The organism is uncultured Boseongicola sp. (assembly GCF_937988555.1).
In the GTDB taxonomy this organism is placed as follows: domain Bacteria; phylum Pseudomonadota; class Alphaproteobacteria; order Rhodobacterales; family Rhodobacteraceae; genus Boseongicola.
Genome location: NZ_CALJXO010000081.1, coordinates 1 through 21,669 on the forward strand (window position 1 = coordinate 1; position 21,669 = coordinate 21,669).

A 21,669-nucleotide genomic window follows, 5' to 3' on the forward strand; every position below is an offset into this window, starting at 1 on the left:
ACCCATAAGAATTCTGTAGCCACGGTGCCCATAAATTTCTTCTTCCATATATGTTCCCTTCCGTTCACCGGACCATAGCGGCGCAACGACAATTCGCCCACCTCGTCTAGGTCAAGCCAGCCAGCCGACCAACTGGGCTTCGACAGTCTCAGCCTCACTGTTTCTAGCCGCAGAAATTAGTTTGGTCATTCGTCGCTCCTGTCTTGGTACACAATATTAATTTCGGCTCAATATGTGCCTCAAGTGTGCGTGAGCAAATCGCCTACATCAAGTGCCGAAAACGCGTGACGCATTACCATGACGGGACATGGTTCTCGCTCTGCAAGCCATGTCTGAAAGTCTTGAGCTTAGGCCAAAATACAACTCGCTTGCCATCTAATGGTGAGACCTATGAGAATTGGTCGGTCGCATAGGCGACCATGGTGACTTTCAATCAAAAGTTACCAAAGTGGCTTTGTGATACAAAATTCAGAAAAGATTAATACGAAATGGAGATTGGAAATCTCCATATGTAATTGTTTTATATGATATTTTTTTATAAATGGTGCGGTCGAGAAGACTCGAACTTCCACGGGTGTTACCCCACAGCGACCTCAACGCTGCGCGTCTACCAATTCCGCCACGACCGCACTGTCTTGACTTGATGAGCGGCTCATAACCTCGGTCTTTCGCGATGTGAAGAGGGAAATTCACGGATTGGCAGCCAATGTTGCCAAGAATTGTTGCCAAGCCGCAGATCTAGACTGAATATTGATGTCCTCAAACTTGGGACGGCCCGCTATGGCTTCTTCATCGGGAAAAACCACGTCTGGGAACCCCACTGGCCCACGCTGAATCTCGAAGATTGCTACAGCGTCGAGCGCCGCGCATGACATCGGATACGGGTCCGTTAGGAGCCAATCCGAAAAAGAAGTTGATCCTGATCGCTTCGAAGAGGAAGGCAATGAAACCAACATGATGGCCTGCCTAAGCCGAACCGTTCCGTTCAATCGGCTGGACGACGAGGCACAGGACACAGCATGGAAAGGCATGGTGCGCATATCTGGGCGCGTCACGCGGGCAAAACGCAGATGCATGGGGCGCGACGCTGGTTACATGCGAAACTACGGCTCGCGCATTCAAAGCTACGCATTTCCGCAATCGGACCAAGACACCTGACCCGCCCCACTTGCATCGACCTGCGCGATAGCTCACCTCTGAGCGAATGGTCAAATGGATTACAAGCACAGGCCTCACGCCCTACGAGACCGCCGTCACCGAAATGGAGATGCGCGCCGCCGCCATTCGCGCCGGCACCGCATCCGAGGCAATCTGGCTGGTCGAACATCCGCCCCTCTATACCGCGGGCACGTCCGCGAACTCAAAAGATCTCACTGACCCCGACCGCTTTCCCGTCCACCAATCTAAACGCGGTGGGCAATACACCTACCACGGACCCGGCCAGCGCGTGGCTTACGTGATGCTTGACGTGGGCGCGCGCGGACAAGACGTTCGCCTCTTCGTGCGACAAATCGAAGACTGGATCATCGCCACTCTGGATCAGTTCAACGTAAACGGCGAACGCCGGACAGGTCGCGTCGGCGTCTGGGTCGTGCGCCCCGACCTTCCGCCCAACCCCGACGGAAGCCCCCGCGAAGACAAAATCGCAGCGCTCGGCATCCGCCTCAGGAAATGGGTCAGCTTTCACGGCCTGTCCATAAACGTCGAACCCGATCTGACGCATTTCGACGGCATCGTGCCCTGCGGTATCCGCGAACACGGAGTGACATCGCTTGTCGACCTCGGCCTGCCCGTCACGATGGACGACGTCGACGTCGCGCTGAAAAAGACCTTCCCAACCGTGTTCGTCCCATGAGCTACGATCTCGACCTCTACCTCACTAAAAGAACCGACCTCATGGCCCGCGACGCGCTTGTCTCGGTCGATCCACCCGCCCGAATAGACTCCGACGACATCCCGCAAAGCTAAGCGCCCTCATCGGCCGTCGCCGCTGGCGCATCCGCATCCACATCCAAGGCACACCCGACGCCAATACCCTCGCGGACTTCGAGACCTGAGTTACCACCATACTCGCCGCCACAAAAAGCATCGCCGTCGACGAGCAAATGGGCCGCTGGCAAACGACCAAAGAAGTGGGCCCGCTCCCCGGCGCCAGCCCCGAAGATGATATTGAACTGGGCAAAATGTCGTTCTTTCTCACCAACGCCGACGCCTTCCACGCCACCGGCCTTGCGCAGATGCTCGACGCCATCCAAGCCACACTCCCCGAGGCCCTTCCCGCCCGCTTTGGCCAATACGAACCTCTTCAGGGACGCGTCGAAAACGGTGACACCGCAGAGCTGCTACAAGCCTTTGCCGCCGAGCCTGACCAAATTCTCAAAGCCCGAGCGCCATATTCCCACATCTACCTGAACGTGCCATGCACCGCAGAACTGGCAAAATGGCACCCTGCACACCGCCTCAGAAACAACTTTCTCGCCGCCCGCATCACCTTCGTGTTGCGCCCCAAAGCCTTCAAAGACCCCCGCCTGCTGACCCTCTTTCAGGCAATCTCGTCCGAAATAGGCGTCTTTTATTCGGAACTCAGAACGTCACCCTGCCCCACCCCGGCATGGTTTTGGACCGGTCTGCCCAAGGGCCCGGTCAAGGCGTTTTGCCTCGGTGATCCCTACATCACCCTCTGGCCCGAGGCCGCCCAGCGCGGCGTGCTCCTCGCCAACAACACAATCCTCGTCGCGCCCACACGGCTCGACCCAACGCTACCCGAACCACCCGAAGCCCTTGCGGATCCGTGCGACGCGCAACGTCCCGGCACCCCACGCCGCGGGCAATACGCAAAGACTTTCCCTTTCCAGATACCGGATCTGCCCAACGCCTAGAATTCGCGCGGATACATCGACATCATCGCCTGCATCCCGAATTCGCCCTCAATTGCTCCGGCATTCTCACACATCACACGATTGAGAAACTCCCGCCGGGCGCAGCTCGCCGTGACGGTCTGATGGTCTGTACTTTCAACCTTTGGAGTCGAACGACGGCGCGAAAACACACCGCCAAAGGAAAAGAGGTTCGGGAAATCAGGGGCCATCGCCATGGTGCATGTCCTTTTGGTTGATCCGTTGACCCAACGCTAGGACAGTACGCAAAACTCTGGTATCCTCTTCAACGTTGTGGTGTTCTACAAAAATGAAGAGCCGATTTCACAACTGGTCCGACATTCGCGTCTTCCTCGCCGTCCTGCGGACAGGCTCAACCCTTGCCGCCTCCAAAACCCTTGGCATGGCGCAACCGACCGTGGCACGACGCATCGAGGCCCTTGAACACACCCTCGGCCTCACGCTCTTTGACCGCGACACCCGCGGTTTTCGTCCGACCGAGGCCGCGCTTTCGCTCAGAACCAGCGCCGAGGCTGTTGAGATGAATGCGAACGCTCTCGCCGAAACGGCCCGCAACCTGACCAAAACGTCCGGCAAAGCCATCCGCTTCACCGGCGTCCCTGAAGTCTTCTCTGAAAACTTCGCCGCGATCCTGTCCGACTTCACCGACGCGCATCCCGAGGTCAAGTTCGACTTCCTCGCCACGCCCGAAACGCTCGATCTTGCAAAGGGTGAAGCCGACGTCGCCATCCGCTACATCAACGAAATTACCGACCCCAACCTGATCTGTCGCAAGATTTCACAGGCTCAAGTCACGCTCTACGCCTCTGATACCTATGTCAAAAAATATGGTCTTCCCGCTTCGCCGGACGACTTCGCCAATCATAAATTCGTCCTGATGAGCGGCGGCATGACGAAATTCCGGGCCTGGATCATGGAGCGCGTCACACCCGACCAGATTACCATGGAATGCGACAGCTATCAGGGCGTGGTGGCGGCAGTTCTGAGCGGGTTCGGTATGGGAATGATGGGCGTTGGACTCGCCGGTAGCTCGCCGACCCTGCATCGCTGCACTGAGCCGCTAGAAGAGTTCTCGGTCATCACCTGGCTCGTCACATCGCCCCAAGCCCACAAACGCCCTGAAGTCCGGACCTTCACAAAATTCTTCGCCCCGCGCTACGCCGCAATGCTGAAAAAGCAGCGCGAAGAGCGCGAAGCGAAATATGCCTTTGCATCCGCAAACGATCGACCGGCGCCCTGAGACAAAATTTCACATTCAAACCCCGACCTCTGCCATTGCCCCGCCCGCCGCCGCGCTTTAGAACGATTTGAAACGACGAGGGGAATCCCTCGTGCGATAGGAATTGGGAATCTAGGAGGCACTCTATGGCCGACGCCGCCATCCACGGGCACGACGGACACGACGATCGTGGGTTCTTTACCCGCTGGTTCATGTCCACCAACCACAAAGACATCGGAATTCTGTACCTGTTCACGTCCGGGTTCGTCGGCTTCATCGCCGTCGCCTTCACCGTCTATATGCGGATGGAGCTGAAAGACCCCGGCGTTCAGTACATGTGCCTCGAAGGCGCACGGTTCCTCGCGGACAACGCCGCGACCTGTACGCCAAACGGCCACCTCTGGAACGTCCTGATCACGGGCCACGGCATCCTCATGATGTTCTTTGTTGTGATCCCGGCGCTTTTTGGCGGATTTGGTAACTATTTCATGCCTTTGCACATTGGTGCACCGGACATGGCATTCCCACGGATGAACAACCTCAGCTACTGGCTTTACGTCGCCGGTACATCTCTTGCTATCGCCAGTGTGATCTCACCGGGCGGCAACGGGCAGCTTGGCTCGGGCGTCGGCTGGGTCCTTTATCCACCGCTCTCAACCACCGAAGGCGGATGGTCAATGGACCTTGCGATCTTCGCAGTCCACCTCTCCGGCGCAAGCTCGATCCTTGGCGCGATCAACATGATCACGACCTTCCTCAACATGCGCGCACCGGGCATGACGCTCTTCAAAGTGCCGCTGTTCGCATGGTCAATCTTCGTTACGGCATGGCTCATCCTTCTTGCACTTCCCGTGCTTGCCGGCGCCATCACGATGCTCCTGACCGATCGAAACTTCGGCACCACGTTCTTTGACCCAGCAGGCGGTGGAGACCCGATCCTCTATCAGCACATCCTGTGGTTCTTCGGACACCCCGAGGTTTACATCATCATCCTGCCGGGCTTCGGCCTGATCAGCCACATCATCGCAACCTTCTCGCGCAAACCGATCTTTGGCTACATGCCGATGGTCTGGGCCCTGATCGCGATCGGCGCGCTTGGCTTCGTCGTGTGGGCACACCACATGTACACAGTCGGCATGTCGCTCAGCCAGCAAACCTACTTCATGCTGGCCACGATGGTCATTGCGGTGCCCACAGGCGTGAAAATCTTCTCATGGATCGCCACGATGTGGGGGGGCTCGGTCGAGTTCAAAACACCGATGCTCTACGCATTCGGCTTTCTCTTCCTCTTCACACTCGGCGGCGTCACAGGCATCGTCCTGTCCCAAGCCGCTGTGGACCGTGTTTACCACGACACTTACTACGTCGTTGCACACTTCCACTACGTGATGTCGCTCGGAGCCGTGTTCTGTATCTTCGCAGGCGTCTACTATTGGATCGGCAAAATGTCGGGACGCCAATATCCTGAACGCTGGGGTCAGGTGCAGTTCTGGCTGTTCTTCATTGGCGCAAACCTGACCTTCTTCCCACAGCACTTCCTGGGTCGCCAAGGCATGCCACGTCGCTACATCGACTATCCAGAGGCCTTCTCATTCTGGAACGAAGTCTCCTCATGGGGCGCGTTCCTGGCGTTCGCTTCGTTCCTCCTGTTCATCGGCATCGTGTTCTACACCCTGCGCTACGGCAAAAAAATTACCGTGGACAACTACTGGAACGAGCACGCCGATACACTGGAATGGTCGCTGCCTTGCCCACCGCCCGAGCACACGTTCGAGACTTTGCCAACACCCGACATGTGGGATTGGCAGGACGGGGAACACCCGCGCACCGAGCGCTTGGAAGAGAAGAATACAAGCTGACGCGGCTGACACAAAAACAAAGGGCCTCGGCATCGCCGGGGCCCTTTTGCTTTCTCAGCCTGCTCCCGCCCTATCAAGCGCTCCACGACACCTACTACGTCATGTCTAACACCTCACCTTTCCTCTTCCTCACCAAGCTCACCGTCATCGTGGCCGCCGCGCGGACCGCGATCCCGCGCTTGTCCAAACCTCGCCTGCGCAAATCTGTAATGGCGGCGGTAGCCACCTTCGCCCTCGGCGTCCTCCTCCTTGCGCCCTACTTTGTCGCCAGCATCTACGATCCCACGAGCAACATCACCGCGCTGATCATCGCCAATCGCCTCGCTCTGATCGGGGCCGCCGCCGTTGCATTGACCTCTCTCCTCACCCTTGGCATCCTCATAGTCACAGGCTTCTCTGCACTTCTCAGAAACCGCTGAAGGAAGACACCCCTATGCCCCTATCAACCCGGCCTCTCGGCACCACAGATATCACCGTCACAACGCTTGGCATCGGCACTGCTCCCTTGGGCGGCAACTTCGCGGACGTCACCCACGACGAGGCGCTCGCCACGATCAACGCCGCCTTTACAGCAGGCGTAACCTTCATCGATACCGCCCCCTTTTACGGCTTCGGACGCTCCGAACGCGCCACCGGAGACGCCATTCGGGGCCGCGACTATACGCTTTCCACCAAGGTCGGTCGCCTCCTCGCGCCGGGCAGTCTCAAAGACCCGTTCGCCGAAGCCGGCATGCTCGCGCCCCTGCCGTTCCACCCGGTCTACGACTATACTTACGATGCCGTCATGCGCTCGTTTGAAGACAGCCAACAACGCCTCGGCCTTGATCGCATAGACATCCTCCTTGCCCACGATATCGGCGCCATGCAGCACGGGATCGAAGAAAACGCTCGCCACATGGCCGAACTCGAAAGCGGCTACCGCGCTCTGGACGAATTGCGACGCAACGGTCACGTGAAGGCCATCGGCATCGGCGTGAACGAGGTTAAAGCCTGCCTCGACGTGATGCAGATCGGCGACTGGGACACGTTCCTTCTCGCAGGCCGCTACACATTGCTGGAACAGACACCCCTCGACGACCTCCTGCCCGCCTGCGCGAAAACCGGGACCAGCCTCATCATCGGCGGTCCCTTCAACTCTGGCGTTCTTGTGGGACGCGATACTTGGAATTACGCCAAAGCCCCGCCCGAGATCATCGCCAAGGCCGAAAAGATCGACGCTATCTGCAAAGACCACGGCGTCGCTCTTCCCGTCGCAGCGCTCCAGTTCCCACTTGGCCACGCATCTGTGGCAAGCGTTATCCCTGGCGCACGAAACACGCACGAAATGACCGAAATCCTCGACTGGGCCGCCACACCGACACCACCTGCCCTCTGGTCCGACCTGAAAGCCTCGGGCCTTCTCCACGCACATGCCCCAACCCCGGATGGAACGCCGATCCTCTAGTCTCCACCCTCGTATTCACCCTTTTCAAAATACCTGCCCTAAAGGCAACTATCGCCCAAGTAGGGAACGAAACGCATCGCATGCACAAAAGGCGCATCTTTTTTCCACCGCCTCCCTTTTCCACTCGTACACCTCGCTCTAGGATCTCCTCAATGCCGTACAAATGGACCCAATCCCCCGAGGCCCGTGCCCTCACCCTCTGGCCGCACCAGTCGCTCACACCGCGCGGATTTACGTGGTTCATCGGGATCACAGCGGTCATGCTCGCCCTGCCGCTTTTGGCCGTGCTTGGCTCTCCTGTTGTCTGGTTTCTCCTAGCGTTCTTCACCGCCGCCCTTGCGGGTGTCTGGCGCGCAATCACGGCAAATGTAAAAGACCGCACGCGCCACGAAGCCCTCCATCTTGGTGAGACACGGGTCCGCCTCGAACATGTCCAGCCCAAAGGCGAGGTCCTCACATGGGAGGCCAATCCTCACTGGGTCACGGTTCACTTGCGCGATGATGGCCCGGTCGAAAAGTATTTAACCCTGCGTGGCAACAGCCGCGAAGTCGAAATAGGCAGTTTCCTCAGCCCAGAGGAGCGGGAAACACTATTTGATGAAATATCTCAGGCCCTCAAAAACTAAAGCTCATCCAAAACGTAGTCAGTTCCCAAAACCCTACCTCGACGCCCCCCGGCACCAACGTTGGGCCGACGTTGCCGAGCTCAGAGGTTTTCCTTTATTTCCATAGGTATAGAAAGAGGGCGCCCGGAATGCCCGGGCGCCCTCTCTTGAAAGAATTAACATTTTAAAAAAGCCCAACGAACGTCCTTTAAGACAAACGTCCTTTGACCAACGGTCCGACCTTGCTAAAGTCCATCTGGCCGGTGTAGCGCCCCTTAAGATCGCCCATCACGCGCCCCATATCCCGGATCGAAGAAGCTCCAGTCTTTTCAATGGCTTTTTCGACAGCCGCCGCTGTTTCGTCGTCATCAAGCTGGCGTGGCAGAAACGTCCCGATCACCTTGATCTCGTCTATTTCCTTCTCGGCCAATTCAAGCCGCCCGCCCTCTTCATAAGCACGCGCACTTTCCTGGCGCTGCTTAACCATTTTGCCAAGAATAACAAGGATTTCGTCATCTCCTACGCCCACATCATCCTCACCACCAGACCGCATCGCAATGTCACGATCTTTTATCGCAGCATTGATAAGACGCACCGTCGACAGACGAATAGCATCCTTTTCTTTCATGGCCGTCTTCAACGCCTGAGTGATCTTGCTTCGTAAGCCCATACCTGCTCATCCCCATGTTCAGAACTTGTGAGAATATAGAAAGCCATCAAGCGCGGCAACAGGGTGGAGTTCTGTTAAGTAACTGAAATATAGTCGAAACTGAAAAAAGCCCTTCTCTTGACCCCACGTTGGCTAGGGCGTAGACCTCACTCCGTTTACCAGCCCTGAGGATTGCCCCCATGATGGACGCCGCCCCTAAACCAACCGCCTGTCTCGTCTTGGCGGACGGCACGATTTTCTACGGAAAAGGCTTCGGCGCCACGGGAACTCGCGTCGCCGAGTTGTGCTTCAACACCTCCATGACCGGCTATCAGGAAATCCTGACCGATCCGTCCTACGCAGGCCAGATCGTGACCTTCACATTTCCCCATATAGGCAACACCGGCATCAATCCCGAAGACGATGAAACAGGCGATCCTGTCGCCGACGGCCTGGTCGTCAAATGGGACCCGACCGAGCCGTCGAACTGGCGCGCCACCGCCGATTTGACGCATTGGCTTGAACGCCGTGGTCGCGTTGGTATCGGAGGGGTAGACACGCGCCGCCTCACCCGCGCAATCCGCCAACAAGGCGCGCCCCACGTCGCACTGGCACACGATCCGGAAGGAAATTTCGATCTCGAAAATATGGTGAAATCAGCCCGTGATTTCAACGGCCTTGAAGGCCTGGACCTTGCGAAAGACGTGACTTGCCCCCAATCCTATCGTTGGAACGAAATGCGTTGGGCCTGGCCCGAGGGCTATGGCCGGCAAACTGAGCCAAAATTCAAAGTCGTCGCAATAGACTACGGCGCAAAACGCAATATCCTGCGCTGCCTGGCCTCCGCTGGTTGCGACGTCACAGTACTGCCCGCATCCGCCACAACCGAGGACGTGCTCGCCCTTAACCCGGATGGCGTCTTCTTGTCCAATGGGCCCGGCGATCCTGCTGCCACCGGCACATACGCTGTCCCAATGATCCAAGGCGTGCTCGCGCAAACTGACTTACCGATCTTCGGTATCTGCCTTGGCCACCAGATGCTCGCCCTCGCGCTTGGCGCCACCACGGTGAAAATGAACCACGGCCACCACGGCGCAAACCATCCGGTAAAAGACCTCGATACCGGAAAGGTCGAAATAACCTCAATGAACCATGGCTTTACTGTTGACAGCCAGACCTTACCCGCAGGTGTTGTCGAAACCCATATATCCCTTTTTGATGGCTCAAATTGCGGGATTCGCATGGCGGACCGGCCAGTTTATTCCGTGCAATACCACCCCGAAGCAAGCCCCGGCCCAATGGACAGCTATTACCTGTTCGAGCGTTTCGCGGCTGCCATGGAAGCACGCGCCAAACAAAGTGCCTAGGCTTAACCCGGATTTAACCGAAGCTACAGTAGTGTGGCGGTCATGTTTACCGATGCCCCTGACATTTCGCAGCTTGCGAAAAGATCGCACGTCGGAATCCGAGGATGCAAAAACCCGCCAATTCGCGATCCGCGTCTAGGACCAATTGCACACCTGCCCGCCACGACCAAAGCCATCTGCACCGCAACTGGAACAGCCGCCGGTCCCATCCTTGCATACAAGGCCTTAAGCCATACGTCGCTTCGCGAAAGCTGCCAAGGCTGGTTAGGTCCACGCGCTGCCTTCACCCTTGTCACCGCCGTTTTTCCCTTGCAGCCTTGGGATATGCCTTTCCCACAATAACGCTCTGGGCCCCTACGATTTGGTCGACCCTAACCCTGTTGGCCGCCACGGGTCTTCAGACAGCTGGTGAGCTCACCCAATTGCGCGCCGCGCCGTCCTTTGGCGAAACCTGGCATAGCGCTCGCCCGAATCGACTTGCGCGCCACTCCCATCCACGGATTTCTGTCCTTGTTCCACTGTTCAAGAAACGCGACATTGCAACCCGCCTTGCGGAACAACTTGGGCGCCTTGAGCATCAAGAAGGTCGCCTTGAAGTTCTTCTAATCCTTAAATTACCTGACGCAATGACCGCCGACGCACTGGCAAATTTAGAGCTGCCCGGTTGGATGCGGATCCTCGCCGTTCCGCCCGGCTCCCCGCAAACGAAACCGCGCGCATTGGATTATGCACTCGACTTTACAGATGGCTAAATCATCGGAGCCGACGATACCGAGGATGCACCGCCCCCGAGCAATTGCGCACGGTCGCCGAAACTTTTGCCACCGCGCGCCCCGAACTTGCCTGTCTGCAAGGGGTCTTCGATTTTTATAACGCCGGCAACACACGGCTCACTCGCGGCTTTGCTGTCGACTATGCCACGTGGTTTCGATGGGCGCTGCCGGGTCTCGTGCGCCTGGGCCTTGTCATTCCGCTTGCGGGAACAACCGTGTTTTTCCGCCGTACGATCCTTGAAAAAATCGGCCGCTGGGACGCCCATATTGCGACAGAAGACGCAGACCTTGGTAGGCGCCTTGCACGGCGCGTGCTCCGAGCTGAATTTTTCACTTCAATTACAATGAAAGAAGCGCCGGCCACCGTTCCCGCATAGATCCGCCGAAGATCGCGCTGGCTCCAAGGCTAGGCAGTCACCGAGGCTGTGCTTAGGCGCGCGCGCATCCGTCTCCTGTGCGAGCTGGGTATTAAGAAGTTTCCAGGATTCCAAATTCTCTTTCTGGGCAAGCCATCACAGCGCATTCTTGCCCATTCCTAAGTTCTTTCTGGCCGGTGCTCGCAAGTCTGCCGCATCCTCCTTGCAGAAATCGCGCCCTGGGCTGCCGTCGTGGCTTTTGCCACAGCGTTTCTTCTCTGCGAGATCGCAACAATCCCTGGCACTGGCGCTGTCGGTTGCAACACCACGTCATCGCGGGTTGATCCGGTGGGTGCCGTTGACGCACTTCTACTTCTCGGTGCCAGGCATCGCTTGCTAGAAAGCCGCTTGGGAGCTTGGGACCTGTCCCTTTTATTGGGACAAAACCGCTCATGGCGGCCCGGCTAGTCAGCCGAAACGCCGCTGGCATCAACGGCTGCTTCAGCATCTCGCCTAAGCCTTGCCTCGTACGCTCTTGATATATGTCCCTTTAATTCTTTTTGTGCGGCATCCGCATCGCTCTTTGAAATTGCGTCGACTACCGCCGCGTGTTCTTCAAGGGCGCGCGCGCTCCGTCCCTCAGCGGCAAGCGATGTCGTCGTCATAAGCGCCATGGACCGGTAAACCAGATCCAATTGTTGCACCAGATATCGGTTGTGAGACGCAAGGTGCACTTGCCGGTGAAACCGTCGATTTGTCCGACTAAGCGCCGACGGATCCCCAACCCGGCCTTTGTCCTCTTCGACAAATTCGCGCAGCAGCCGAACTTCTTCCTCGGTTGCATGACGCGCCGCAAGCCGAGCTGCCAAACCCTCCAGCTCAGAGCGGACCACGTACAGTTCAGCCATCTGATTGTGATCAAGTGAAGCCACGATTAAAGACCGACCATCTCGCGCCAAAAGAGATTGCGTTTCAAGACGTTGCAAAGCCTCTCTAATGGGCGTCCGAGAGACGCCGAACCGGTCGGCAAGCTCGCTTTCAACCAACCTGTCGCCCGGTCGATATGTTCCCACATCGATCGCCCGAAGGATTAACTGATAGGCGTCCATTTGCCCCGCGCGTGCATCAGCCATTTCAGCCCTTCCCTTTTTCGTTCGCTAATTCCGACCCTAGGGCCCAGTCACCCCACAGATCAAGCGCCGTTGATTGCCAAGCGGGGTCAGCTTGGCTATGCCGCGTTTATGTTAGCATCCACGTTTTCACACGTCAGCACCTGGGTGTTCGATCTCGACAACACCTTATACCCGCCCGAAGCGCGCCTGTTTGATCAGATCGAGGTCAAAATGACCAATTGGGTCGCCGAAACGCTTAAGGTCTCCCGAGCCGAAGCAGACCACTTGCGCAAGCACTATTGGCACACATACGGCACGACGCTCTCGGGCTTAATGCAAGAACATGGCGCAGATCCGACACCTTACCTTGTCGAAGTTCACGAAATATCTCTCGATCATCTCGAGGTGGATCACCAATTGGTAAGCAATATTAGCAAGCTTCCCGGACGTCGGATCGTTTACACCAACGGCTCTGAACCTTACGCACGCCGAGTCCTGCGTGCCCGCGGTCTTGAAGAGCTTTTTGACGCGGTGTATGGCGTCGAACATGCCAAATTTCGTCCCAAACCTGAACGCCAAGCCTTTGAAACTGTGTTTAAAAGGGACGGTCTTCGTCCCGAAGTTGCGGCCATGTTTGAAGACGAACCGCGCAACCTTGCGGCTCCTTTTGAGTTGGGAATGCGCACCGTCCACGTCGCGCCGACCCCGGTCGAGCACCCCTACATCCACCATCACACGAGCGATCTGACGGGCTTCCTGTCGCAGATCCTTCGATAGCCCTTTCCGATGCCCCACGTGCCTCCTAAGTTAAAGTCATGAACAGAACTGACGTTGACATATTCATCTCCGGAGGCGGCATCGCGGGCCTCGCGGCAGCAGCGGCCTTTGCGCATCACGGGCTCTTGGTGCTACTGGCCGATCCCTCGCCACCACCCGAAACTGCGGCATCTAACGGATCGGATCTGCGATCGACAGCATTTTTGGCACCCGCTCGCGAACTCCTTGAAAGTATTGGGCTTTGGGCTTCCGTAGCCGACCACGCCGAACCGTTGAACACGTTGCGGGTCATTGATTGCCAAGGCAATCCGCCCGAACCACGTACAGACCGCACGTTTCAATCCACCGACCTCGGCGCGCCAAGTTTTGGGTGGAACTTACCGAACTGGCTGACCCGCAAGGTGCTAAGCGACACACTCACAAATGCGCCCAATGTGGACTTGCGGCTGGGAGTAGGTTTTGCGCGCATCGTCACCCGCGAACGCGAAGCAATTGTAACACTGACGTCAGGCGCTCAGGTGCGCGCACGCCTAGCGATTGCCGCCGACGGGCGGAACTCCCCGCTGCGCGAAGCGTCGGGTATTGGCTGCAAAACAATGCGCTACGGGCAAAAAGCGCTGGCCTTTGTGGTCGCGCACCAAATGCCACACGAAAACGTCTCAACCGAGCTTTATCTCTCGGGTGGTGCCTTCACGACCGTTCCCCTACCCGACCACGAGGGGCAGCATTGTTCGGCCATTGTCTGGATGAACGACGGCACAGAGGCGGTTCGTTTGGCAGCCCTAGAGGACGACGCGTTTTCGGATGCTGCAACACTGCGTTCATGCGGAGTGCTCGGGGCATTGCGTGTCGTCTCTTCCAGAAACCTCTGGCCCATCATCACTCAGGAAGCAGACCAACTGACATCCGAACGTGTCGCCTTGATCGCGGAAGCCGCGCACGTTTTTCCGCCTATCGGGGCACAGGGTTTGAACACCTCTCTGCGCGACGTCGCGATCTTGGCTAAGCTTGGCGCGCAAGATAAAGGTGCCATTGGAAACAAGGATTTCCTGGCATCTTTTGCCAAAGCCCGGGGACGAGATATTCACCGTCGCGCCCAGTTTATTGATCTCTACAATCGCATTTGCCGCTCGGACTTGCCGCCGGTTCAGGACCTCAGAAGCGCCGGACTACGCCTGGTTCATGACCTTGCACCACTGCGCCGAAGGATCATGACTGCGGGAATGGGGCGTTAGCCGATAACGCGTCCCACTGGGCCTGGAAGACGTTCTTCGCTTAAAAGCACATTTGATTCGATGTCCCCAACTCCGGGGATCGTCATAATGCGCCGGCGCAGAACCCGTTCAAAATCACCCAGATCACGCGCAACGACGCGAAGACGGTAGTCATACAGTCCAAGCACATGGTGAATGGATTGCACTTCGGGAATGGCGGAAATTGCACGCTCAAAATCGCCAATACTGGTGCGCCCCTTCGCGGCAAGTTTAATCCCAAGGAACACCGTGACGCCAAAGCCGACCCGTTCAAGGTCAAGCGCAATACGGTGGCCAACAAGCACGCCCGCGTCCGTTAACCTTTTGATACGTCGCCAGCAGGCAGGCTGACTAAGGCCGACTTGCCGGCCGACTTGCCCGGCTGATAGGGTCGCATCGCTTTGGAGCGCCGCAAGTATCGCGCGGTCTATGGCGTCGGTGGCGATCATAGCGGCAGGCTGGGGTTGGTCTTGACCGTAGCAACAGTCATCAAGGCCTCAAGATCGGCGATGTGCGGAAGCGTAAGAATCTGCTCTCGATAGATCGACTGATAATGCGCCATGTCTCGGGCGATGACGACGACACGAACGTCGACGCGCCCCAGAAACGTTTGTATTTCAGTGACTTCCGGCACTTTGCGAGCCGCAAAGATGAAATGATCAAATGCGCGCGGATCATTTTTCTCCAACGTGATGCGCAGGCTCACCTCAACTTCATAGCCAAGGGCCGGCCAATCCACGACCGCATGACGCCCCCGAATGATGCCTGTGTCCGTCAGCTTTTCCAGTCGCCGCCAACACGAGGCCTGCGTCATGCCCGAGCGTTCGGCTAACACAGCCGTCGCCGCTCCCGGATCAGCAAGGAGTTGTCGCAGTAATCGCCGGTCAGTATCATCAAGCATGACATTTCCAATTTTTGAACGTTTGGCGAATAGTTTTTCTGTAAAATAGCAAAATCTGCGACAGATTGAAATGTCTTGATGTCAGAAACATCTATGTTGCCCTTTACAGAATACACTTACACGAGGGAAAACTATGCGCGTTTATTACGATCGCGATTGCGACATCAATCTTATCAAAGACAAAAAAGTGGCCATTCTTGGTTATGGCTCCCAAGGTCATGCCCACGCGCTTAACCTGCGCGATAGTGGCGCGAAAAACCTTGTCGTCGCATTGCGCGACGGCAGCTCAAGCACGAAAAAAGCCGAAAGCGAAGGCCTTTCGGTTATGGGAATTGCCGAAGCCGCTGCGTGGTGTGACGTGATAATGTTCACCATGCCCGATGAACTTCAGGCAGAAACCTACAAGAAATACGTTCACGACAACATAAAAGAGGGTTCGGCGATTGCTTTTGCCCACGGCCTGAATGTGCATTTCGGCCTGATCGAACCCAAAGAAGGCATCGACGTCATCATGATGGCGCCAAAAGGCCCCGGTCACACAGTGCGCGGCGAATATGTCAAAGGCGGCGGTGTGCCTTGCCTTGTGGCTGTGGATAATGACGCGTCCGGCAAAGCGCTTGAGATCGGTCTTTCGTATTGTTCGGCTATCGGTGGCGGCCGTTCTGGCGTCATCGAGACGAACTTCAAAGAAGAGTGTGAAACCGACCTTTTCGGCGAACAAGCTGTTCTTTGCGGTGGCTTGGTTGAATTGATCCGCATGGGTTTTGAGACGCTGGTCGAAGCCGGTTATGCGCCTGAGATGGCCTATTTTGAATGTCTCCATGAAGTGAAGCTGATCGTCGATTTGATCTACGAAGGCGGCATCGCGAACATGAACTATTCGATCTCAAACACCGCGGAATACGGCGAATATGTTTCCGGCCCGCGCATCCTGCCATACGACGAGACAAAAGCGCGTATGAAAGAGGTTCTGGCCGACATTCAAAGCGGGCGCTTTGTCCGTGATTTCATGACGGAAAACATGGTTGGGCAACCTATGTTCAAGTCGACCCGCCGTATGAACGATGCACACCAGATCGAAGAAGTTGGCGCGAAGCTTCGCGGCATGATGCCGTGGATTTCCGAAGGCAAGATGGTGGACAAGGCCCGCAACTAAGGCCACAAAACTGATCTGAGGCCCCGGCATCGTCCGGGGCCTTTTTCGTTTCAGGACACAAAATGCAGCCCGATATCACGGCGAAAAGCTGGATTATGGTGGCGACCCTTGGACTTGTCTGGGGGGCGTCGTTTCTGTTCATCGAACTTGCTCTGACGGGGGTCGGGCCGTTTTGGCTTACGGCGTCCAGGATATTGTTTGCCGGACTTTTGACCACGGCGATCTGGAAGATGCGCGGCGGGCCGCTTTATGAGACCGACGAGCGCGCAGGATGGGTGCCCTTGCTGGCCGTAGGGGTGCTGAGTTCAGCCCTGCCCTTTGTGGCGATCTCGTGGGGGCAGCAATTTGTTACGTCGGGGTTTGCAGGCGTTTCGATGGCGGCGGTCGCTTTGGTTGTGTTGCCTTTGGCGCATTTCTTCGTTCCCGGCGAACGTCTGACATTGCGAAAGTCGCTTGGGTTTCTCATTGGGTTTATCGGAGTGGCAGTCCTGATCGGCCCGGAGGCGTTCCGCTCAACCGAAGTCGATGGCGAGCTGTTTGGGCGATTTGCCTGCGTGCTTGGGGCGGCTTGCTATGCGGTTTCGTCCGTTGTGATGCGACGGTTGCCACCGGTTGACCCGGTTGGCTTATCGGCCGTGACGCTATTGATAGGCGCAGTGCCTGTAACGGTTCTGGCCGCGATCGTGGAAGGCGTGCCCCCGATGCCGTCGGCCGAGGTCGCAATGGTGATATTGACGCTGGGATTGGTGCAGACTGCGGCTGCGAACCTGTTGCGGGTCATGGTAATCCGAAGCGCGGGACCGGTCTTCATGTCATTGACCAACTATCAGGTGCCCTTGTGGTCGGTCCTATTGGGCGTTTTGCTATTGGGTGAAAGCGTAGAGGCATCGCTTTTCATGGCAATGGTGTTGATCCTTACGGGGGTGTTCCTCAGCCAGAGGGGGGCTTTGCGACGATTGTTTTCGCATTAGCGCGCGACGCTTGCGACCTCGTCAACGATGGCATCGACAACGCGGAGAAGCTCGCCTTCGTCTTCGCATTCGGCCATCACTCGGATCAAGGGTTCGGTTCCGGATTTGCGGATCAAGAGACGACCTTTGCCCATCAAAGCGGCCTCAGCACTGGCGATAGTGTCTTTTACCCGTATGTCTAACAGAGGATCACTTCCCACCTCATAGCGGACGTTCTTCAGCAACTGCGGAACAGGCTCGAAGGCCTGCCGCAGCACGCTTGCAACATGCCCAGTACGCTTCATTTCAGCGAGGAACTGAAGGCCCGCCTGAAGACCGTCACCGGTCGTGGCAAAGTCGGTCATGACGATGTGGCCAGATTGCTCGCCCCCAAGGTTGAAGCCGCCCGCCTGCATGGCTTCGACAACGTAGCGGTCACCGACAGACGTGCGGTGCAGGGCCACTCCCTTGTCGCCAAGGAAGCGCTCTAGCCCGAGGTTCGACATTACCGTCGCCACTAGCGTGTCACCAGCCAGCCGGCCTTCAGCGGACCAACGCGCCGCGAAAAGCGCCATAATCTGATCGCCGTCAGCAACCGCGCCAGTTTGGTCGATGATCATCACGCGATCTGCGTCACCATCAAGGCAAATGCCAACGTCCGCGCCATGGGCCACGACGGTTTCCGCCGCAAGTTGCGTACTGGTCGAGCCGCAGCCGTCATTAATGTTTTTACCATTGGGCGAGACACCGATCGGGATCACCTCAGCACCAAGCTCCCAAAGGACTGTTGGGGCAGCTTTGTAGGCCGCACCGTTCGCGCAGTCGACGACAACCTTCAGACCTTCCAATGTCAGGTCCTGCGGAAAAGTCGATTTCACGCGCTCAACATAGCGAAAGAGCGCGTCGTCAATACGCTTGGCACGGCCGATATTTTCTGAGGCGGCGGGAGTAATTTCAGAAGAAATGGCGGCCTCGATTGTGGCTTCGGCTTCGTCGTTTAGCTTGAAGCCGTCGGGGCCGAAAAACTTGATACCGTTGTCATGGTGTGGATTGTGGCTTGCCGAGATCATCACGCCCACGTCAGCGCGCATAGAGCGCACCATCATACCAACAGCCGGAGTAGGCACGGGCCCAAGCAGCAAGACGTTCATACCGGTTGATGTGAAGCCAGCGGTCAGCGCATTCTCAAACATATAGCCTGACAGGCGCGTGTCCTTGCCGATCACCACGCGGTGCGCAGGAGAGCCGTCCCTTCGGAAATGGCGCCCCGCTGCCGCACCGATCTTTAAAGCCAAATCTGCCGTCATCGGATAGGTATTTGCGCGGCCGCGGACACCGTCGGTGCCAAATAGCTTTCGGGTCATGGAACTGTCTCGATTTTGTCTGCCTCAGGCCTGCCTACCACGCACAAGGCCAGTCTGCACAGAGGTTGCCGCAGCCGCCTCAGCAACGGGACGCCGAGTATTGTGTCAGTGTGAAACAGATCGCCTAGTTACGCGCAACGCGGCTCGGCTCGCGGTAGAAGTGGTGGAACCCGATTGTCGTGGTGCGCGGGAACACCCGGGCCCAACGTGGGTTCACCGACTTCGTGTGATAATGTGTGGCACCTTCAGTCAATTCGCGTGAGGCCCCGTCGATCATGAACCGAGCGATCTTGCCAACCTTTTGGTAGGCCTTTGTCTCGCTGATTATTTCGGGCCGGCCATCACAAGTATAGGTAAATTGGCAGCGATAGCGCTCGCCCGTCCCCTGATTCACAACTGCGCAAACCGAGCTTGGATAACGGCTATCATCAACGCGGTTGAGAATAACCTCGGAGACGCCGACGATACCCTTCAACGTCTCGCCACGCGCTTCAAAGTAAAGAGCCTCGGCCAGGCAAGACCATTGGTCACCACCCTTGGCCACCGGCATTGCCGCTAGCTTTTGTTTTGTCAGCTCGTCTGACGCCGTGTCTTGTACGGCCATCGGCGCGCGGGTCAGGCGCGACAAATCCCGCACACTGAACGACGTCAGGATGTTCGTTTCAGCGCCGAAAAGGCTTCCCAAACGTTGGTTCAACGTAATGGCCGGATTGTTCGAGGTGCTGATCGACACATCGGCGATTGCAGGCGCAGAAAGGGTTATCGCTGCAATTAGTGCCGCTGCCCATCGCATGGGTTTAAACATCTAGGAGCCCCCTCCAGAACTTGTGTTCGACCGGTCTTGGCCAACTTCATATGGCGGCCGCATACCGAATTGATCGCCTAAGGTCCAGCCTTGCGGGCAGCGACAATGTGTTCTCCATGAGGAAATTGGCAGATAAACTGCCTTCGCGACGGATCGTGCCAAATTTATACAATTGATTCTTAAGTTTTTTTAGCCCTCGGCCCGTCCTGCAATGCTATATGTGCGGCAGCTAGTCGCGCCACGGGCACACGGAAGGGTGAACAGCTTACATAGTCAAATCCGGCATCACGACAGAACGCAATCGAGTCGGGGTCGCCGCCGTGTTCGCCACAGATCGACAAGACGATACCCGGCTTTCCTTTTCGCCCGCGTTCGGCCCCCAGCGTCAGAAGTTCGCCCACGCCTTCGATATCAAGCCGGTGGAACGGGTCTTCCGGAAAAACGCCCTGATTGACGTAAGCCCCCATGAAGCGACCCGCATCGTCGCGGCTGAGGCCGTAAGCCATTTGTGTCAGGTCATTGGTGCCGAAACTTAGGAACGCGCAATGGGGCGCGATCTCTTCAGCGCGCAGAGCGGCGCGCGGTGTTTCCACCATGACACCAAGACGGTACTCGAAATCGGCGGATGTCTCGGAACGAACCTCGGCGGCGACTGCTTCGATCCGATCGCTTACCAGTTCGACCTCGCGGCGGGCAGAAACAAGCGGGATCATGATCTCAGGCACAATGCTCTCGCCTTCCTTGCTGGCGGCGATGGCCGCAAGGAAAATGGCGCGCGCCTGGGCCTCGTATATCTCAGGCATGGTAACACCAAGACGGACACCACGCAGGCCCAGCATCGGGTTGAATTCACTCAGCGCTTCGACGCGCCGGGTGACTTTGGAAAGCGAAAGATTGAGAGCGTCGGCAAGATCACGAAGTGCATCGCGCCCTGACGGCAAGAACTCGTGCAGCGGCGGGTCGAGCAACCGGATGCACACGGGAAGGCCAGACATGATCTTGAAAATATCCGTCAGGTCAGCAACTTGCATGGGAACGAGGCGTTCCAGCGCGGCCTTGCGCCCTTCGGTGTTCTCGGCGAAGATCATCTCGCGCATGACGATCATGCGATCTCCTTCAAAGAACATGTGCTCGGTGCGGCACAGGCCGATGCCTTCAGCGTCAAAGGCGCGCGCGACTTTCGCTTCTGCAGGGGTGTCTGCGTTGGCGCGGACCGCAATATCGCGGACGTCGTCCGCCCAGCCCAAAAGTGTGCGGAACGCATCATCCAAGGAAGGCTCCAACAGGGGCGCCGCGCCGTCCAGAATCACGCCCGCCGTGCCATCAATTGTAATCACGTCCCCACTTTTTAGGACACGACCGTCCGTCAATGTGATATTTTTATCTTTTCGGTTCAATATGATATCGGACAGACCGACCACGCCGGGAAGCCCAAGCCCCCGCGCGATCACCGCCGCATGGCTGGTCATTCCGCCGCGCTCGGTCAGCACCCCTTGAGCTGCGTGCATCCCGCGAATGTCTTCAGGCGATGTTTCACGACGCACCAAGATGCAGGCCTCGCCGCGCGCGGCACTTGCCTGAGCGGCGGCAGAATCAAACACCAAACGTCCCGACGCCGCGCCCGGACTTGCCGCAACGCCACGCGCCAGAACATCCCGAGGGGCTGAACTGTCCACCTGACGATGCAGCATCTCAGACAGCGCGCGGGGATGAACCCTTAAAACGGCATCTTCGCGCGAAATGACGCGATCTTCTGCCAAAGACACCGCAATCCGCATATTCGCCCGTTCAGAGCGCGTAATCCGCACCGCATCAAGGACGCTGAGTTTTCCACCATCAAGCGTAAATTCGATCTGCATTTCTTCACGCAGTTGTTCACGGCAAATCCTACCGTAGTCCAAAAGTGTTGCGAACACCTTTGGGCAAAGTTCTTCTAAAGAAACGCCGCGTGGATCACGCGTCAGATAAAAGGCGCTTTCCGCACCCAGAGCGTCACGACCCTGACTTTGGCTGAGGTAACGACCTGTGATTTGGAGACGCCCGGTTGTGGAATCGGCAAACTGGATGACCCCGGACCCAGATTCAGGCGGCCCAAGGCCGGGCGCCATCGCCTGCACCACAAGCCCAAGACCTGCCTCAGCTGGCGCGCCGCGCGCCTGACGCAAGAGCCGTGCCGTGGTGC

24 protein-coding genes and 1 tRNA gene are annotated in these 21,669 nt (G+C 57.4%); 14 read left to right on the top strand and 11 right to left on the bottom strand.

Annotated elements, in window-relative coordinates; translation table 11 throughout:
- Window positions 1-542 precede the first annotated feature (542 nt).
- Window positions 543-629, bottom strand: a tRNA-Leu gene (locus tag Q1B15_RS04555).
- 325 nt (window positions 630-954) lie between these two features.
- Between Q1B15_RS04555 and Q1B15_RS04560 the strand changes: the two genes are divergently transcribed.
- Both Q1B15_RS04560 and lipB read left to right on the top strand, forming a co-directional pair.
- Window positions 955-1,158 (top strand): hypothetical protein, encoded by a 204-nt coding sequence (locus Q1B15_RS04560; RefSeq protein ID WP_299750811.1) that lies wholly within the window; start codon window positions 955-957, stop codon window positions 1,156-1,158.
- A 46-nt stretch (window positions 1,159-1,204) separates the two neighbouring features.
- Window positions 1,205-1,855 (top strand): lipoyl(octanoyl) transferase LipB, encoded by a 651-nt coding sequence (gene lipB, locus Q1B15_RS04565; RefSeq protein WP_299750814.1) that lies wholly within the window; start codon window positions 1,205-1,207, stop codon window positions 1,853-1,855.
- A 109-nt stretch (window positions 1,856-1,964) separates the two neighbouring features.
- Here the strand turns inward: lipB and Q1B15_RS04570 are convergent, their stop codons facing one another.
- The gene (locus tag Q1B15_RS04570; protein ID WP_299750817.1) at window positions 1,965-2,255 is read right to left on the bottom strand and encodes a hypothetical protein; all 291 of its coding nucleotides are present in this window, start codon (window positions 2,253-2,255) and stop codon (window positions 1,965-1,967) included.
- Here Q1B15_RS04570 and Q1B15_RS04575 point away from each other — a divergent pair.
- Window positions 2,238-2,879: a hypothetical protein gene (locus tag Q1B15_RS04575; RefSeq protein WP_299750820.1), complete on the top strand. Its 642-nt coding sequence runs from the start codon at window positions 2,238-2,240 to the stop codon at window positions 2,877-2,879. The two genes, Q1B15_RS04570 and Q1B15_RS04575, sit on opposite strands and share 18 nt — an antisense overlap.
- Here Q1B15_RS04575 and Q1B15_RS04580 read toward each other — a convergent pair.
- Entirely contained in the window at window positions 2,876-3,094 is a 219-nt protein-coding gene (locus Q1B15_RS04580; protein ID WP_299750823.1) for a hypothetical protein, read from the bottom strand. The two genes, Q1B15_RS04575 and Q1B15_RS04580, sit on opposite strands and share 4 nt — an antisense overlap.
- A 92-nt stretch (window positions 3,095-3,186) precedes the next feature.
- Between Q1B15_RS04580 and Q1B15_RS04585 the strand changes: the two genes are divergently transcribed.
- From Q1B15_RS04585 to Q1B15_RS04605, 5 genes are all read left to right on the top strand, one after another.
- Entirely contained in the window at window positions 3,187-4,137 is a 951-nt protein-coding gene (locus Q1B15_RS04585) for a LysR family transcriptional regulator (protein ID WP_299750825.1), read from the top strand.
- 125 nt (window positions 4,138-4,262) lie between these two features.
- A complete protein-coding gene (gene ctaD / locus Q1B15_RS04590) occupies window positions 4,263-5,975 on the top strand; it encodes a cytochrome c oxidase subunit I (protein ID WP_299750828.1) in 1,713 nt (570 codons plus the stop codon).
- Window positions 5,976-6,076: 101 nt separating this feature from the next.
- Entirely contained in the window at window positions 6,077-6,394 is a 318-nt protein-coding gene (locus Q1B15_RS04595; RefSeq protein ID WP_299750831.1) for a hypothetical protein, read from the top strand.
- Between the two features lie 14 nt (window positions 6,395-6,408).
- On the top strand, window positions 6,409-7,419 hold the full coding sequence (locus Q1B15_RS04600) for an aldo/keto reductase (RefSeq protein WP_299750834.1): 1,011 nt from the start codon (window positions 6,409-6,411) through the stop codon (window positions 7,417-7,419).
- A gap of 152 nt (window positions 7,420-7,571) precedes the next feature.
- Entirely contained in the window at window positions 7,572-8,045 is a 474-nt protein-coding gene (locus Q1B15_RS04605; RefSeq protein WP_299750837.1) for a DUF2244 domain-containing protein, read from the top strand.
- A 187-nt stretch (window positions 8,046-8,232) separates the two neighbouring features.
- Here the strand turns inward: Q1B15_RS04605 and Q1B15_RS04610 are convergent, their stop codons facing one another.
- A complete protein-coding gene (locus Q1B15_RS04610; protein WP_299750840.1) occupies window positions 8,233-8,694 on the bottom strand; it encodes a GatB/YqeY domain-containing protein in 462 nt (153 codons plus the stop codon).
- Between the two features lie 179 nt (window positions 8,695-8,873).
- On the opposite strand from Q1B15_RS04610, the gene carA reads away from it, so the two are divergent.
- Window positions 8,874-10,040, top strand: a complete 1,167-nt coding sequence (carA, locus tag Q1B15_RS04615; RefSeq protein WP_299750843.1) for a glutamine-hydrolyzing carbamoyl-phosphate synthase small subunit — start codon at window positions 8,874-8,876, stop codon at window positions 10,038-10,040.
- Between the two features lie 371 nt (window positions 10,041-10,411).
- On the opposite strand, the gene Q1B15_RS04620 is transcribed toward carA, so the two are convergent.
- Window positions 10,412-10,621, bottom strand: a complete 210-nt coding sequence (locus Q1B15_RS04620; protein ID WP_299750846.1) for a hypothetical protein — start codon at window positions 10,619-10,621, stop codon at window positions 10,412-10,414.
- 215 nt (window positions 10,622-10,836) lie between these two features.
- On the opposite strand from Q1B15_RS04620, the gene Q1B15_RS04625 reads away from it, so the two are divergent.
- Window positions 10,837-11,190, top strand: a complete 354-nt coding sequence (locus tag Q1B15_RS04625) for a glycosyltransferase family 2 protein (protein ID WP_299750849.1) — start codon at window positions 10,837-10,839, stop codon at window positions 11,188-11,190.
- Window positions 11,191-11,633: 443 nt separating this feature from the next.
- Here Q1B15_RS04625 and Q1B15_RS04630 read toward each other — a convergent pair whose 3' ends face one another.
- Window positions 11,634-12,302, bottom strand: a complete 669-nt coding sequence (locus Q1B15_RS04630) for a GntR family transcriptional regulator (protein ID WP_299750852.1) — start codon at window positions 12,300-12,302, stop codon at window positions 11,634-11,636.
- 108 nt (window positions 12,303-12,410) lie between these two features.
- Here Q1B15_RS04630 and Q1B15_RS04635 point away from each other — a divergent pair, with 108 nt between their 5' ends.
- Window positions 12,411-13,058: a pyrimidine 5'-nucleotidase gene (locus tag Q1B15_RS04635; RefSeq protein ID WP_299750855.1), complete on the top strand. Its 648-nt coding sequence runs from the start codon at window positions 12,411-12,413 to the stop codon at window positions 13,056-13,058.
- 38 nt (window positions 13,059-13,096) lie between these two features.
- Window positions 13,097-14,293 (top strand): FAD-dependent monooxygenase, encoded by a 1,197-nt coding sequence (locus tag Q1B15_RS04640; RefSeq protein WP_299750858.1) that lies wholly within the window; start codon window positions 13,097-13,099, stop codon window positions 14,291-14,293.
- Here the strand turns inward: Q1B15_RS04640 and Q1B15_RS04645 are convergent.
- Both Q1B15_RS04645 and Q1B15_RS04650 read right to left on the bottom strand, forming a co-directional pair.
- Window positions 14,290-14,760, bottom strand: a complete 471-nt coding sequence (locus tag Q1B15_RS04645; RefSeq protein WP_299750861.1) for an Lrp/AsnC family transcriptional regulator — start codon at window positions 14,758-14,760, stop codon at window positions 14,290-14,292. The two genes, Q1B15_RS04640 and Q1B15_RS04645, sit on opposite strands and share 4 nt — an antisense overlap.
- On the bottom strand, window positions 14,757-15,212 hold the full coding sequence (locus Q1B15_RS04650; RefSeq protein WP_299750864.1) for an Lrp/AsnC family transcriptional regulator: 456 nt from the start codon (window positions 15,210-15,212) through the stop codon (window positions 14,757-14,759). The genes Q1B15_RS04645 and Q1B15_RS04650 overlap by 4 nt, the downstream gene beginning before the upstream one ends.
- Before the next feature lie 133 nt (window positions 15,213-15,345).
- On the opposite strand from Q1B15_RS04650, the gene ilvC reads away from it, so the two are divergent.
- Both ilvC and Q1B15_RS04660 read left to right on the top strand, forming a co-directional pair.
- Window positions 15,346-16,368, top strand: a complete 1,023-nt coding sequence (ilvC, locus tag Q1B15_RS04655; RefSeq protein ID WP_299750867.1) for a ketol-acid reductoisomerase — start codon at window positions 15,346-15,348, stop codon at window positions 16,366-16,368.
- A gap of 62 nt (window positions 16,369-16,430) precedes the next feature.
- Window positions 16,431-17,339, top strand: coding sequence for a DMT family transporter (locus Q1B15_RS04660; protein WP_299750870.1), 909 nt, complete (start codon window positions 16,431-16,433; stop codon window positions 17,337-17,339).
- Here the strand turns inward: Q1B15_RS04660 and glmM are convergent.
- The 3 genes from glmM to Q1B15_RS04675 form a co-directional block, all read right to left on the bottom strand.
- On the bottom strand, window positions 17,336-18,682 hold the full coding sequence (gene glmM, locus Q1B15_RS04665) for a phosphoglucosamine mutase (RefSeq protein ID WP_299750873.1): 1,347 nt from the start codon (window positions 18,680-18,682) through the stop codon (window positions 17,336-17,338). The two genes, Q1B15_RS04660 and glmM, sit on opposite strands and share 4 nt — an antisense overlap.
- 124 nt (window positions 18,683-18,806) lie before the next feature.
- A complete protein-coding gene (locus Q1B15_RS04670) occupies window positions 18,807-19,487 on the bottom strand; it encodes a cell wall hydrolase (protein ID WP_299750875.1) in 681 nt (226 codons plus the stop codon).
- 179 nt (window positions 19,488-19,666) lie between these two features.
- On the bottom strand, window positions 19,667-21,669 hold a 2,003-nt coding region (locus Q1B15_RS04675; RefSeq protein ID WP_299750878.1), incomplete at its 5' end, for a putative PEP-binding protein.

Bases quoted from the DNA above. Each gene is read 5' to 3' on its own strand.
- Q1B15_RS04630 (WP_299750852.1), bottom strand. From the start codon at position 12,302: ATGGCTGATGCACGCGCGGGGCAAATGGACGCCTATCAGTTAATCCTT.
- Q1B15_RS04660 (WP_299750870.1), top strand. From the start codon at position 16,431: ATGCAGCCCGATATCACGGCGAAAAGCTGGATTATGGTGGCGACCCTT.
- Q1B15_RS04595 (WP_299750831.1), top strand. From the start codon at position 6,077: ATGTCTAACACCTCACCTTTCCTCTTCCTCACCAAGCTCACCGTCATC.
- Q1B15_RS04600 (WP_299750834.1), top strand. From the start codon at position 6,409: ATGCCCCTATCAACCCGGCCTCTCGGCACCACAGATATCACCGTCACA.
- lipB (WP_299750814.1), top strand. From the start codon at position 1,205: ATGGTCAAATGGATTACAAGCACAGGCCTCACGCCCTACGAGACCGCC.
- glmM (WP_299750873.1), bottom strand. From the start codon at position 18,682: ATGACCCGAAAGCTATTTGGCACCGACGGTGTCCGCGGCCGCGCAAAT.
- Q1B15_RS04560 (WP_299750811.1), top strand. From the start codon at position 955: ATGATGGCCTGCCTAAGCCGAACCGTTCCGTTCAATCGGCTGGACGAC.
- ctaD (WP_299750828.1), top strand. From the start codon at position 4,263: ATGGCCGACGCCGCCATCCACGGGCACGACGGACACGACGATCGTGGG.
- Q1B15_RS04610 (WP_299750840.1), bottom strand. From the start codon at position 8,694: ATGGGCTTACGAAGCAAGATCACTCAGGCGTTGAAGACGGCCATGAAA.
- Q1B15_RS04575 (WP_299750820.1), top strand. From the start codon at position 2,238: ATGCTCGACGCCATCCAAGCCACACTCCCCGAGGCCCTTCCCGCCCGC.
- Q1B15_RS04585 (WP_299750825.1), top strand. From the start codon at position 3,187: ATGAAGAGCCGATTTCACAACTGGTCCGACATTCGCGTCTTCCTCGCC.
- Q1B15_RS04605 (WP_299750837.1), top strand. From the start codon at position 7,572: ATGCCGTACAAATGGACCCAATCCCCCGAGGCCCGTGCCCTCACCCTC.
- Q1B15_RS04645 (WP_299750861.1), bottom strand. From the start codon at position 14,760: ATGATCGCCACCGACGCCATAGACCGCGCGATACTTGCGGCGCTCCAA.
- carA (WP_299750843.1), top strand. From the start codon at position 8,874: ATGATGGACGCCGCCCCTAAACCAACCGCCTGTCTCGTCTTGGCGGAC.
- Q1B15_RS04635 (WP_299750855.1), top strand. From the start codon at position 12,411: ATGTTAGCATCCACGTTTTCACACGTCAGCACCTGGGTGTTCGATCTC.
- ilvC (WP_299750867.1), top strand. From the start codon at position 15,346: ATGCGCGTTTATTACGATCGCGATTGCGACATCAATCTTATCAAAGAC.
- Q1B15_RS04650 (WP_299750864.1), bottom strand. From the start codon at position 15,212: ATGCTTGATGATACTGACCGGCGATTACTGCGACAACTCCTTGCTGAT.
- Q1B15_RS04670 (WP_299750875.1), bottom strand. From the start codon at position 19,487: ATGTTTAAACCCATGCGATGGGCAGCGGCACTAATTGCAGCGATAACC.
- Q1B15_RS04640 (WP_299750858.1), top strand. From the start codon at position 13,097: ATGAACAGAACTGACGTTGACATATTCATCTCCGGAGGCGGCATCGCG.
- Q1B15_RS04580 (WP_299750823.1), bottom strand. From the start codon at position 3,094: ATGGCGATGGCCCCTGATTTCCCGAACCTCTTTTCCTTTGGCGGTGTG.